The sequence below is a fragment of the Olleya sp. ITB9 genome, assembly GCF_001315805.1.
Lineage (GTDB): Bacteria > Bacteroidota > Bacteroidia > Flavobacteriales > Flavobacteriaceae > Olleya > Olleya sediminilitoris.
The window spans coordinates 1-13,239 of record NZ_BCBW01000055.1 but is presented as its reverse complement, the minus strand read 5'-3'; the positions used below and the strand labels follow the sequence as shown (position 1 = coordinate 13,239).

Sequence of the window (13,239 nt, the reverse complement as noted above, 5' to 3'; positions counted from 1 at the left end):
AAATGCAAAATAATTACTTAAAACTTTTAGGCTTACATGTTATCATAGGTGTCTTGGTGTACTTGTTTAGACCATTAGGACAGGTTTATTTTTATGGTGTAGTCAGTTATTTTATTTTAAAAATTATATCAACTAAACCTCAATTAAAAGGTTTTCAAATTGTAAGTGCTTGCGCATATATTGTAGGTGCTGAGGTTGTATTTAGGGTAACAAATAGTGGTCCTTTTTATGAGGCTAGTAAGTATTTAATAATTTTATTTTGTGTTATTGGCTTATTTTATCAAGGGTTTAGTAAAAAAGCGACTTCCTATTTGTTATATCTATTGTTGTTAATACCTAGTATATATGTCTCTTTATACGTATTGGATATTGGTCAAAACATAAGAAAAGCTATCGCTTTTAATTTAAGTGGACCGGTTTGTTTAGGCGTTGCTGCTTTGTTTTGTTACAATCTTAAATTAACCAAAACACAATTAGGTAGTATGCTTAATTATGCTGTTTACCCTTTAGCTAGTACTTTAGTTTATGTTATTGCTTATAATCCTAATGTAGCAGCTGTATCCAATAGTACAGGGTCTAATTTTGCAGCATCAGGAGGTTTCGGACCTAACCAAATGTCGACTGTTTTAGGATTAGGTTTTTTTATAATGACCATTAGGTTTTTTTATTTTAGTAAAACAAAGTTGATTCGTTATTTAGATCTACTGTTTATTCTTCTTTTTGCTTTTAGGGCTATAGTTACTTTTAGTCGTGGTGGTGTATTAACAGCTATAATAATGATTCTAGCTTTTGTTGTAATTTTATATAACCATACAAGTAAGACGCAAAAAAGAAATCTATTGTTTTCTCTAATAGGTTTTTTAGTTATAGGACTAGTAACTTGGTTAATTTCAGCTAGTCAAACCAATGGGTTAATAGAAAAGCGTTATGCTAATCAAAACGCTATGGGTATTGAAAAAAGTGATGTTACTACAGGACGAGGAGAATTGTTTTTAGCAGAATTTGATGAGTTTCTAGAGCATCCATTTTTAGGAGTAGGAGTAGGACGAGTCAAAGATCTTCGATTTCAAAAAACAGGGATTCATGCAGCATCACACAATGAAATGAGTCGTATTATTGCAGAGCATGGATTGTTAGGCATGATTGCTTTTACTATTTTACTATTAGTACCTTTGTTTTTTAGATTACAAAACCGAAGCAATGTCCTCTTTTTTTCCTTTTATTTATTTTGGTTACTCACTATCAATCACTCAGCGATGCGTATTGCAGCACCAGCTTTTATTTATGCATTAAGTTTATTATACATCATAGATGACACACCTAGTTTACATAGGAAACAAATTAACAAAGCACAATAAAACCATAACAACCATTGAGACTTTGGGCAAAGGTCTAGAGGCTTCAGGTTTTAATGTGACTTATGCTTCTAGTTATAAAAACATAGTTTTTAGATTTGTAGATATGTTGTGGACTGTTTTTAATCATCGTAAAACAGCAGACTATGTGCTAATAGACACTTATAGTACTTTAAATTTTTATTACGCATACGCTGTAGGTTTATTATGTCAATTTTTAAATTTAAAATACATTCCAATACTACATGGAGGACATTTACCTAATCGTTTAAAAAGCAGTCCTAAGCTGTGTAAGCAGTTATTTGATAAGGCCTATATAAATATTTCGCCTTCAGAATATCTTAAATCTTCATTTCAATCTTTTGGTTATAAAAATGTAAAGGTTATTCCTAATAGTATTACTCTTGATAATTATCCATTTACCAAGAGACCAATGGATACTATCCGATTACTTTGGGTACGTTCGTTTTCAAAACTATACAATCCTAAATTAGCTGTAGATATTCTGAGCGAATTAAAAAAACAAGGTTATCCTGTTAGTTTGTGTATGGTTGGTCCAGATAACGATGGTAGTTTGTTAACAACCCAAGCCTATGCTAAAACTTTAAATCTTGATGTCACCTTTACAGGGAAATTAAGTAAGGGTGAATGGATTGCATTATCTAAAAATTATAATCTATTTATAAACACCACTAATTTTGATAATACTCCAGTAAGTATCATTGAAGCAATGGCTTTAGGTTTGCCAATTGTGAGTACCAATGTTGGAGGTCTTCCGTTTTTAATTTCTGACCAATTTACTGGTTTATTAGTGCCACCAAATAGTACTGAAGCCTTTGTTGGAGCTATTTTAAAGTTGTATAATAACAAAGCCTTAGCATCAAGCATTGTAAATAACGCAAGACAACAAACAGAGGCTTTTGATTGGAATGCTGTAAAATTACAATGGATTTCTACTTTGCAATAAAAAACTTGTTAAAGCCAATTTACTTACTATATTTGAAGTTATACGACTACAACCTTAAACCAAACTACTAGAATGTCCACTAGGCAAGGCATACATTTTGAAATTTCAGAACGTAAATTACTTTTACGGTTATTTGATTTACTTTTTATAGGTGTGTCTTTGTATGGTGTTAGTACTTTTTTTGACTTTGATTATTTTAATGTCAATGCACAACATTGGGCTTGGTTTGTTGTTTTAGCAATTTATATTAGTGTTTTTGGTACTGTTTTAGAATTGTATGATTTACAAAAATCAAGTCGTTTAGATACCGTTTTAGGGACCATTTTATTGACAACTTCGGTAACTGTTTTATTTTATTTACTAACTCCTTTTTATACGCCTTCATTGCCAGAAAACAGATTACAAATCCTGTATTTTTATCTAGCTATTTTAATTGGCTTATATGTTTGGCGTTGGATGTACATCACTTTTATTTCGTCTCCACGATTTTTTAAAAAAGTATTATTGGTAGGTGAAACCTCTAATATCAAGGCCATTATTAATGCTTTTGCAAATGCAGATCCAAATTATAAAATCATAGGTTTTATTAACTGTGAAATAGCAAAAAAAGAAACTATTACATTTAATGGGTTAACAGAATATCAACCTTCAGAACTGCAAACAATAATTGAAAAAGAAGGGATTTCAGAAGTTGTCATAGCAAGTTATAACTCTGAAAATATTACACCTTCTATTTATACTGATTTAATTTCTTTGCTTGAAAAAGGATTTCCAATAAAGGAATACACACAGGTTTATGAAGATATTACTTATCGTGTACCAGTGCAGTTTGTAGGTAAAGATTTTTATAAATATTTTCCTTTTAGTAGAAACAATAAAAACAAGCTGTACCTTGCTTATAGACGTCTTTTTGATTTAGTAATATCTATTATTGGTTTGGTGTTAGGGACCTGTATATTACCTTTAATTTTACTTGGGAATATTTTAGGTAATCGTGGGTGTTTATTCTATAAACAAGAGCGAATAGGTAAAAATGGGATGCCATTTACGATTTTTAAATTTAGAACAATGGTTAAAGATGCTGAGGCTGCAGGAGCAGTTTGGGCTACCAAAAATGATAGTCGCATTACTGCTTTTGGTAAATTTTTAAGAGTGACACGTTTGGATGAATTTCCTCAGTTTATCAATATTCTTAAAGGCGATATGAGTTTAATTGGTCCACGTCCAGAGCGTCCATATTTTGTTAACGAATTGTCTCAAGTGATTCCGTTTTACGAAACCAGACATATTGTTAAGCCAGGTCTTACTGGTTGGGCTCAAGTTAATGCACGTTATGGGTCTAGTGTGGATGATAGTTTACTTAAACTTCAGTTTGATTTATATTACATCAAACACCGAAGCTTTTTATTGGACACCAATATTATTATTAAAACCCTAAGTACAATGATCTTTTTTAGAGGTCAATAAAAAAATCTTAAACGGATTGGTTTATTTTGTAATACCTTAATAAATATATGTATCTTATTGCTAAAGCTATTATTAAAGGTACCAAAGCAGGCGCAAAGCGTTGCACACCAATGGTCCAATGCATAACCATTAAACATAGCATTAATATCATGAATTTGATGTAAGCGATGTACCATTTTTTTGGAGTAGCTTTTAATATTTGCAGTATGCAAAATAAGCTTATTGGAAATGCCCATAAGACGTTATAGTTATAAGCTGTTGCTGTATGGTCTGTTGCAAACCATAATAAAAATAACAGTACGCCAACACTACCAGTTATTATAAAAATAGTCATGTCCAAGCCTTTAGTTCTTGTATTGTTTTTATAATCTTTATACGTTATAAATAGTATTACACTAGCTACTATTACTAGTATAAACAAAGGACTGATTAAAAAGGCGCTAACTTTATTACCGTTTATACCTTGTTTGGTATAAATAGCGTTGCTATTAATTACAAGTTTTTGACTGTTGTTTTTTAATGTCGCATTATTAAAAAAAACATTAACTTTTTCTGGTAAAAATAATTGTTCTCTAGCAGTTGCTTTACGATCAATAATAGATCCTAATGCAATGTCAATACCAAAGCTTCCCCAAGTATTCCAATGTAAATTATGATCTATTAATTGTCTAAAAGTCTGTTCTTGATAGTCTTTTGGTACATTGTAAACTAGTTGACCATCCAAAGTGGTTTCAACTATATCTCTAATTTTTGTAGCACAATTATCATAAAAAAAGTCATAGAGATAAGCGCCTTGATTTTTTTTGTAATTGGCTTCTAAGGTATTATAAAGGTCTTGTTTTTGTGTTGTTGTTAAGTTTAAATTTTGCTCTGTTATTGACCTGTCTTCATTTTTGTATAATGAAATTAAGTTTTTGTAGTTATTTTTTCCTTGTAAATAGTTTAATTTTCCTCTGGCAAAATTTAAATAGAAATTAGGTGCATCAAAATCGTATCTACCAAAATCATAAGCTATATCAAAAAAGCGTGATTTAACACGAATGGCATTATGGCCAAAAGCATCGTTTAGGTTGTTTCCTGGTCCAAAAGTGATTACACTAACCGTAGTGTCTTTTGATAATTGAAGATTTTGAGACCAACCTAAAGTCGCCCAACATAAAAAGAGAATTTGTAATACTAATTTCATGTTACAAAGATAACTTATCTAAAAACACTAAAGTCTAATTTTAACGAAAACACATTAGAATATAAAGCAACACTTTGGTCACCAATATCTGTAAAAGCATAATCTACATGAATGCCTTTATATTTAAAACCTACGCCAAAACTTGGTTGAAAGGTTAAGTCTTCAGAGTTGTCTATTTGTAATTCGTTTTGAAAATTACCAACTCCAGTTCTTAAATAAATCATGTCTATGTAACCAAATTGAAATCCTAAAGCAGGATTTATACTTGCAAAAGACGTTGAGATCACATCATTATTTTCTTCAAAACGAACGTTTAAATCCAGTTCGGCATCCAAAGTATAGTCATAATGAAAACGATATGATTTTGCGATACCTATTTGTAGTTTAGGTATTGTAATTTCTGTAGTTTCAGGTAATTCTTGATTTTGTCCTTCTACAGCATTTTGTACTTTAGCAAATTCATCTTCGTTTATAGTCCAAGCATTAAAAGTAGTTGTAATATCACGAGCCATAACACCAAATCTCCAATTGTTTTCAGTTTCAAACTGAATAGCAGCATCCAAACCAAAGCCCCAACTTTTAGCAAAATCTCCTATAATACGTCTAATAATTTTGGCATTAACACCATAACTCAATCCTTGTATTGGTAAATCTCTGGCGTATGAAAATGTAACACCATAATCAGCAGTAGAGAATAAGCTGATTCTATCATAGTTTATATTACCTTGTTCGTCAATTAATTGTGTAGTATCTAAAATGTCATCTACAGCAAAACGAATAAGAGATACTCCAAAAGCACTTTGGTCGTCCAGAGGCATTGCAAATGCAGCGTAATCGTAATTGGCAATATTAGCAAAATAACTAGAGTGCATTAATGCTAGTTGGTTATCTTCAAGATGAATTAAACCAGCAGGATTCCAATATCCAGCATTCACATCGTTTGTTCTAGCAACTGTTGCATTACTTAAACCTAAAGCAGCAGCATCTACACCAATATTCATAAATTCGTTGGAGTATTTACGTGTCGTTTGAGCTATAGTAAGCGATGCAGTTAATAATAGAAAAGATAGTAAACGTGCTTTCAAGTTTAATTTTTTTACAAAGATGGTATAATTTTTCTATATATTAAACTTCAATTTTAATAGTATATTGCTTAGGGTTTGGAATAGACCCAAATACTTTGTTATTTTTACCAAAAACTAATCGATGAACATTAAAGCATTTATACCAAATTTTATCACGCTTCTTAATTTATTATGCGGAAGTATAGCAGTGATTTTTGCAGTTAATAGCCATTTTATTTTTGCTGCATTTTTTGTTTTTCTAGGTATATTTTTTGATTTTTTTGATGGGCTTTTAGCTAGAAAATTAAAGGTCCAAAGCGAGCTTGGTTTACAATTAGATAGTTTAGCAGATATGGTTACCAGTGGTTTAGTACCAGGTATTGTTTTGTTTAAGCTATTAGAGTTGGCTACAAATAGCAAAGCGGTTACACCTATTAATGAGTGGTCAGAAACTATGCAATGGACAGGTTATAAATTAAATTTGTTACCTTTTATAGGGTTGTTTGTTACCTTAGCTTCTGCTTATCGTTTAGCACGTTTTAATATAGACCAAGAGCAACAAAATTACTTTAAGGGGTTGCCAACACCAGCCAATGCCTTATTAATCTTATCATTGCCTTTAATTTTAGAATTTCAGAATAACGATGTTATTAATGCTATTATTTTAAATCCTTGGTTTTTAGTTATACTAACTATTGTTAGTTGTTACATATTAAATGCTTCAATAAAACTATTTGCTTTAAAGTTTAAAAACTGGAGTTTTAAGCCCAATGCAGTACGATACATCTTTATTATTTTAACACTAGTACTTATTGTGGTGTTGCATTTTGCAGCCATACCTGTAATAATACTCTTATATATATTTCTATCATTATTTAACAATATCAATTAATACATACTATGCTACAAATTATTTTTACATTATTAATGCTTGTTTTATTACAAGCTGTTTTAGGTTTTGACAACTTATTATACATCTCATTAGAGTCTAAAAAAGCACCTCAAGACGATCAACAACGTGTTAGAAAAGTAGGTATTATAATTGCAATTGTTTTACGTATTGTATTGTTATTTGTTTTGGTTAAAATTATTGGTTTTTTTCAAGAACCATTTTCTTTTTTAACAGGACATATAGGTGAGGTTGCCTCATTTGAGTTTAATGGTCATAGCATCATTGTGTTAGCAGGAGGTGGTTTTATTTTATACACTGCTATTAAAGAAATTTGGCATATGATTGGTGCTCAAGATTTAGATCATGACATTGAAGGTGAGGGTAAAAGTCGTAAATCTTCAAACGCAGTTATTACAAGTATTGTAATTATGAATTTAGTGTTTTCATTTGATTCTATTTTAGCAGCCATAGGATTAACTAGCGATATAGAAAATAGTGTTACTGCTTTTATTGTAATGGCTATTGCTATTGTAATTAGTGGTTTGTTAATGCTGGTTTTAGCAGATCGTATTTCGGCATTTTTAGCAAAAAACAGAATGTACGAAGTATTAGGACTATTTATCTTATTTATAGTAGGAATAATGCTTATTACAGAAGGTGGTCATTTAGCGCATTTAAAGTTGTTTGGAAACCCAATTGAGTCTATGAGTAAAACAACCTTCTATTTTGTAATTGCTATTTTGGTTATTACAGATATTGTACAAGGTCGTTATCAAAAGAAAATTATAGCAGAAAATGCAAAGGTAAAAGTTGATGCTACAGACAAAGAGCAAGTTTAATACCTTACACTTTTAAAATTAAAAAAGCCAATTGAAATTTCAATTGGGCTTTTTTATTTATAATTATATTGAGACTTTAATCCCTAATCTTCTTCTTACGTAACTCAAAGTTTTGACCTAAGTAGACTTTACGTACCATTTCATCATTAGCTAGTTCTTCAGGTTCACCTGCTTTAAGGATGCTTCCTTCAAACATTAAATAGGTTCTATCTGTAATTGCTAAAGTTTCCTGTACGTTATGGTCTGTAATTAATATTCCAATGTTCTTTTTTGTTAATTGGGCTACAATACGTTGGATGTCTTCAACAGCTACTGGATCTACTCCAGCAAAAGGTTCGTCTAGTAAAATAAAGCTTGGATCTGTTGCTAATGCACGAGCAATTTCGGTACGACGTCGCTCACCACCAGATAATAAATCTCCTCTGTTTTTACGGATATGACCTAAACTAAACTCGTCAATTAAAGCTTCCATCCTGTGTAATTGTTCTTTTTTACTTAGTTTGGTTAATTGTAAGACGCTAAGAATGTTGTCTTCGATGCTTAATTTTCTAAACACTGAAGCCTCTTGTGCTAAATACCCAATACCATTTTGGGCACGCTTATACATAGGATATTTAGTAATATTAGTATTGTCTAAAAATATATTGCCAGCGTTAGGTTTTACTAATCCTACTGTCATATAAAACGAGGTGGTTTTACCAGCACCATTGGGACCTAAAAGTCCAACAATTTCGCCTTGACTAACCTCTAAAGAGACATCTTTTACTACTTTACGTCCATTGTAGGACTTCATTAAATGTTCGGCTCTAAGCTTCATTTTGTGTGTTTAATTGCTTTAAAAGTAAGCATTTCAGTATAACTTCTAAAAAAGGCACTTTAATTTATATAAAGTTTAACCTATTATTTATTGTTGGTCTTGAGCTTCTAAAGCTTCCCAATACTCATACGCACGTCTTAGGTGAGGTATTACAATAGTACCACCAATTAAAGTGGCAATACTTAGTGTTTCCATGACTTGCTCTTTAGTAAGTCCTTCTCTGTAACTAGACTCTAAATGGTATTTAACACAGTCATCACAACGTAAAACTGTACTAGCTACTAAACCTAATAATTCTTTGGTTTTAACATCCAAAGCTCCTTCAGTAAACGCATTAGTATCTAGATTAAAAATACGTTTGATTATTTTGTTATTATCGCCTAGAATCTTCTGATTCATTTTTTCGCGATAGTCGTTAAACTCTTTAACTTGTTCTGACATTTGTTTTGTTTTTATTTTCTTTCTTTATAACAATTCTAGAGATATGTATACTTATCTCATATAGTATTAAAACTGGAATGGCTACTATAATTTGACTAGCCACATCAGGAGGTGTAATTACAGCTGACACAATAAGTACTATTACCAAAGCAAATTTGCGGTATTTGCGCAAAAACTGAGGTGTTACTAAGCCTACTTTAGTTAAAAAGTAGATTAGTATAGGTAATTCAAATATGATACCAGAAGCCAATACAGAGGCTCTGATTAAACCAACATATGAGGCAATATCAATTTCGTTTGATACTTCGCTACTTACAGAGTAAGTTCCTAAAAAGTTTATGGATAAAGGTGTGATGATGAAATAACCAAACAGGACACCCATAAAAAATAATAAAGAGGAAATGATTATAAATCCTGTAGAAGTTCTTTTTTCTTTTGAAGTTAAACCAGGACTAATAAATCGCCATAACTGATAAATTACATACGGAAATGCTACTATAAATCCAGCGTAAATGGAGGTCCATATATGTATGGAGAATTGTCCAGCCATTTCACGGTTTTGGATAATAAACGGAAACTCGTCTGCGCAAAAACTAATGTCTTCAATACCAAAAAATTGAGACATTTGACACAACCATTGGTAGGTTGGAAAACTCATTTTTTGTGGTGCAAATAATACGTTGTCAAACATGATGCTTGGAAAACAAAACGCTACCAAACCACAAATAACAACAGCAGCAACAATCCTAATTAAATGCCATCTTAAATCTTCAAGATGATCCAGAAAGGACATCTCGTTTACATCTTTTTTTGCCATTATAATATACCTTCTCTAATTAAATCATGGATATGAACAACACCTGCATATTTACCATTGTTTTCTACTAAAATCTGAGAAATACCATAGGTTTCTAAAAGTTCCATAGCATCAATAGCCATAGCGTCTTCTTCAATACGTTTAGGATTAGCACTCATGATATCTTTAGCAGTTAAATTGTTAAAGTTATCTACCTTACTTAGCATACGTCTTAAATCTCCATCTGTAATGATACCTACAATTTTATTGTTTTCTGTAACAGCAGTAACGCCTAACATTTTTTCAGAAATTTCAATAATAATTTCTTTAATGTTAGTGTCTAATGTTACTTCTGGTTTTTGATTAACAGATGCAATATCATGCACACGTAAATATAATTTTTTACCCAAAGCACCACCAGGATGGTATTTAGCAAAGTCTTTGCTAGAAAAACCACGTAATTCTAATAGGCTTACCGCTAAAGCATCACCTAAAACTAATTGGGCAGTTGTACTTGTTGTAGGCGCTAAATTGTTTGGACAAGCTTCTTTTTGTACAAAAGCATTTAAAATATAGTCAGCTTGTTGGCCTAAAAACGATTCTTTATTACCAGTAATGGCAATCATCTTATTTTTAGCGTTTTTTATTAGAGGCACTAAAACTTTAATTTCAGGAGTGTTTCCGCTTTTAGAAATACAAATTACAACATCATCTTCTAGTATAAGACCTAAGTCTCCATGTATGGCATCTGCAGCATGCATAAACACCGCTGGAGTCCCAGTTGAGTTTAATGTTGCTACAATTTTTGTAGCTATAATGGCACTTTTACCAATACCAGTAATAATTACACGACCTTTACTGTTGTATATTAATTGGACTGCTTCAGCAAAGTCATTATCTACTAAATTGGATAAATTTAATATGGACTGACCTTCTAATTTAATAGTTTCTTTGGCACTTTCAATAATAGAAGCTTTTGTTTTCAATGTATTTATTTTTTTGGTTTATAAAGATTTTACTATCTTTAGTCTTATTCATTAAAACTTTAATTGTTTTAGCGAATTAGATTGACAGCAAATTTAACGAAAAATTGAAAGAGGAATTCAATTCTTTACAACTATTTATTTGTGAGTCAATAGTGAGTAAGTGTAAAAAAAAATTAATTTAATACGTAAGTTTAACATAGTGAAAAGCGATTTGCATTCTGCACTAAAAAAGTACTTTGGTTTTGACGAGTTTAAGGGACTCCAAGAACAAGTCATACAAAGTATTACCAAACAAGACAATACATTTGTTATTATGCCGACTGGTGGAGGTAAAAGTTTATGCTACCAGTTACCAGCTTTGATGCAAGAAGGAACAGCTATTGTAGTTTCTCCTTTAATTGCATTAATGAAAAATCAGGTGGATGCCATTCGTGGTATTTCTAATGAAAACGGGATAGCACATGTATTAAATTCATCTTTAAATAAAACCGAAATAAAACAGGTTAAAGAGGATATTACTAATGGAGTAACCAAGTTATTATATGTTGCACCAGAATCCTTAACTAAAGAAGAAAATGTCGAGTTTTTAAGAACGGTCAAAATCTCGTTTATGGCAGTAGACGAAGCCCATTGCATTAGTGAATGGGGACATGATTTTAGACCAGAATACCGAAATTTGAGATCCATAATAAGACGTATTGGTGACAATATACCCATTATTGGTTTGACAGCAACAGCAACACCTAAAGTGCAAGAAGATATCTTGAAAAACTTAGGTATGAATGATGCTAACACCTTTAAAGCGTCCTTTAATAGACCTAATTTATACTACGAGATACGTCCCAAAACTAAAAATGTAGATGCAGATATTATCCGTTTTGTAAAACAAAACGAGGGTAAGTCTGGTATTATTTATTGTTTAAGTCGTAAACGTGTAGAGGAGTTAGCCCAAGTTTTACAAGTTAACGGTATTAAAGCAGTCCCTTATCACGCAGGTTTAGATGCCAAAAAACGCTCAAGCCATCAGGATATGTTTTTGATGGAAGATATTGACGTTGTAGTTGCAACCATAGCCTTTGGTATGGGAATAGATAAGCCTGATGTGCGTTTTGTAATTCATCATGATATACCTAAAAGCATAGAAAGCTACTACCAAGAGACTGGTCGTGCAGGTCGTGATGGAGGTGAAGGACACTGTTTAGCCTATTATGCTTACAAGGATATAGAAAAATTAGAAAAATTTATGTCTGGTAAACCTGTTGCAGAGCAAGAGATTGGTCAAGCTTTGTTACAAGAAGTTGTCGCTTTCGCGGAAACTTCAATATCACGACGAAAATTTATACTTCATTACTTTGGTGAATCTTTTGATAACGAAACAGGTGAAGGTGGAGATATGGATGACAATATGAGACATCCAAAAGAAAAACAGGAATCTAAAGATGATGTAAAGCTGGCTTTAGAAATTGTAAAAGCTACAAACCAAAAATATAAAGCAAAAGAACTTGTTAATGTTATCACAGGTAAATCTAATGCTTTAATTGCCTCTCATAAAACGGATGGTCAACCCTTTTTTGGTAAAGGAAAAGATAAAGACAAGTCCTACTGGATGGCATTAACGCGTCAAATGTTAGTTGCTGGATTATTAAAAAAAGATATTGAAACCTATGGTGTTATTAAATTAAAACCAAAGGGTGAAGACTTTATCGCACAACCAGAATCTTTCATGATGACTAAAGATCATGAGTTTAGTGAAACAGCAGACAACTCTATAATTACCGCACAAAGTGGAGGAGGAGCAGTTGTTGATGAGGCTTTAATGACTATGTTAAAAGACTTGCGTAAGTCTAATGCTAAAAAATTAGGCGTACCACCTTTTGTGATTTTTCAAGATCCTTCATTAGAAGATATGGCTTTAAAATATCCAATATCTTTAGCCGAACTGTCTAATGTTCATGGAGTAGGAGAAGGTAAAGCTAAAAAATATGGTAAAGATTTTGTCAAATTAATCGAGAAATATGTTGAAGACAATGATATTATTCGACCAGATGATTTAGTTGTAAAATCAACAGGAAGTAATTCAGGTTTAAAATTATATATCATTCAAAATGTAGACCGTAAACTACCTTTAACAGACATAGCATCTGCAAAGGGAATGGAAATGTCTGCTTTTATAAAAGAAATGGAAGCAATCGTATTTTCTGGGACTAAACTAAATATTGATTATTGGATTAATGATATTTTAGATGAAGACCAGCAAGAAGAGATCCATGATTATTTTATGGAGTCTGAAACCGATAAAATAGATGTTGCTATTGACGAGTTTGATGGTGATTATGATGATGAAGAATTACGATTATATCGTATAAAGTTTATCAGTGAAGTTGCTAACTAATTAATAGTAATTATTACACTTATAAAAAAAAATCTAA

Annotated in this window: 12 protein-coding genes; 6 read left to right on the top strand and 6 right to left on the bottom strand. The window is 31.6% G+C overall.

Features of this window, described 5'->3' with window-relative positions; genetic code table 11:
- Positions 1-2 precede the first annotated feature (2 nt).
- The 3 genes from ITB9_RS14550 to ITB9_RS14540 all read left to right on the top strand — a co-directional run bounded on the left by ITB9_RS14550 (position 3) and on the right by ITB9_RS14540 (position 3,789).
- A complete protein-coding gene (locus tag ITB9_RS14550; protein ID WP_054852804.1) occupies positions 3-1,358 on the top strand; it encodes an O-antigen ligase in 1,356 nt (451 codons plus the stop codon).
- On the top strand, positions 1,312-2,322 hold the full coding sequence (locus tag ITB9_RS14545) for a glycosyltransferase family 4 protein (RefSeq protein WP_054852803.1): 1,011 nt from the start codon (positions 1,312-1,314) through the stop codon (positions 2,320-2,322). Before ITB9_RS14550 ends, ITB9_RS14545 begins: the two co-directional genes overlap by 47 nt.
- A 72-nt stretch (positions 2,323-2,394) precedes the next feature.
- On the top strand, positions 2,395-3,789 hold the full coding sequence (locus tag ITB9_RS14540) for a sugar transferase (RefSeq protein WP_054852802.1): 1,395 nt from the start codon (positions 2,395-2,397) through the stop codon (positions 3,787-3,789).
- A gap of 7 nt (positions 3,790-3,796) precedes the next feature.
- Here the strand turns inward: ITB9_RS14540 and ITB9_RS14535 are convergent, their stop codons facing one another.
- A complete protein-coding gene (locus tag ITB9_RS14535) occupies positions 3,797-4,975 on the bottom strand; it encodes a DUF4105 domain-containing protein (RefSeq protein ID WP_054852801.1) in 1,179 nt (392 codons plus the stop codon).
- Between the two features lie 14 nt (positions 4,976-4,989).
- Positions 4,990-5,976, bottom strand: coding sequence for a PorV/PorQ family protein (locus tag ITB9_RS14530; RefSeq protein WP_148638481.1), 987 nt, complete (start codon positions 5,974-5,976; stop codon positions 4,990-4,992).
- Positions 5,977-6,187: 211 nt separating this feature from the next.
- On the opposite strand from ITB9_RS14530, the gene ITB9_RS14525 reads away from it, so the two are divergent.
- Positions 6,188-6,931 carry a phosphatidylcholine/phosphatidylserine synthase gene (locus ITB9_RS14525; RefSeq protein ID WP_371440204.1) on the top strand — a complete coding sequence of 248 codons (744 nt, stop codon included), beginning with the start codon at positions 6,188-6,190 and terminating at the stop codon, positions 6,929-6,931.
- 8 nt (positions 6,932-6,939) lie between these two features.
- Positions 6,940-7,770 (top strand): TerC family protein, encoded by an 831-nt coding sequence (locus ITB9_RS14520; protein ID WP_054852798.1) that lies wholly within the window; start codon positions 6,940-6,942, stop codon positions 7,768-7,770.
- A 76-nt stretch (positions 7,771-7,846) separates the two neighbouring features.
- Here the strand turns inward: ITB9_RS14520 and lptB are convergent, their stop codons facing one another.
- The 4 genes from lptB to ITB9_RS14500 all read right to left on the bottom strand — a co-directional run bounded on the left by lptB (position 7,847) and on the right by ITB9_RS14500 (position 10,810).
- Entirely contained in the window at positions 7,847-8,587 is a 741-nt protein-coding gene (lptB, locus tag ITB9_RS14515; RefSeq protein ID WP_028289946.1) for an LPS export ABC transporter ATP-binding protein, read from the bottom strand.
- A gap of 87 nt (positions 8,588-8,674) precedes the next feature.
- Positions 8,675-9,028: a carboxymuconolactone decarboxylase family protein gene (locus ITB9_RS14510; RefSeq protein ID WP_028289945.1), complete on the bottom strand. Its 354-nt coding sequence runs from the start codon at positions 9,026-9,028 to the stop codon at positions 8,675-8,677.
- The gene (tatC, locus tag ITB9_RS14505; RefSeq protein ID WP_028289944.1) at positions 9,012-9,845 is read right to left on the bottom strand and encodes a twin-arginine translocase subunit TatC; all 834 of its coding nucleotides are present in this window, start codon (positions 9,843-9,845) and stop codon (positions 9,012-9,014) included. Before tatC ends, ITB9_RS14510 begins: the two co-directional genes overlap by 17 nt.
- On the bottom strand, positions 9,845-10,810 hold the full coding sequence (locus ITB9_RS14500; protein WP_054852797.1) for an SIS domain-containing protein: 966 nt from the start codon (positions 10,808-10,810) through the stop codon (positions 9,845-9,847). Before ITB9_RS14500 ends, tatC begins: the two co-directional genes overlap by 1 nt.
- 199 nt (positions 10,811-11,009) lie before the next feature.
- Between ITB9_RS14500 and ITB9_RS14495 the strand changes: the two genes are divergently transcribed.
- Positions 11,010-13,202 carry an ATP-dependent DNA helicase RecQ gene (locus ITB9_RS14495; protein WP_054852796.1) on the top strand — a complete coding sequence of 731 codons (2,193 nt, stop codon included), beginning with the start codon at positions 11,010-11,012 and terminating at the stop codon, positions 13,200-13,202.
- Positions 13,203-13,239: the final 37 nt, after the last annotated feature.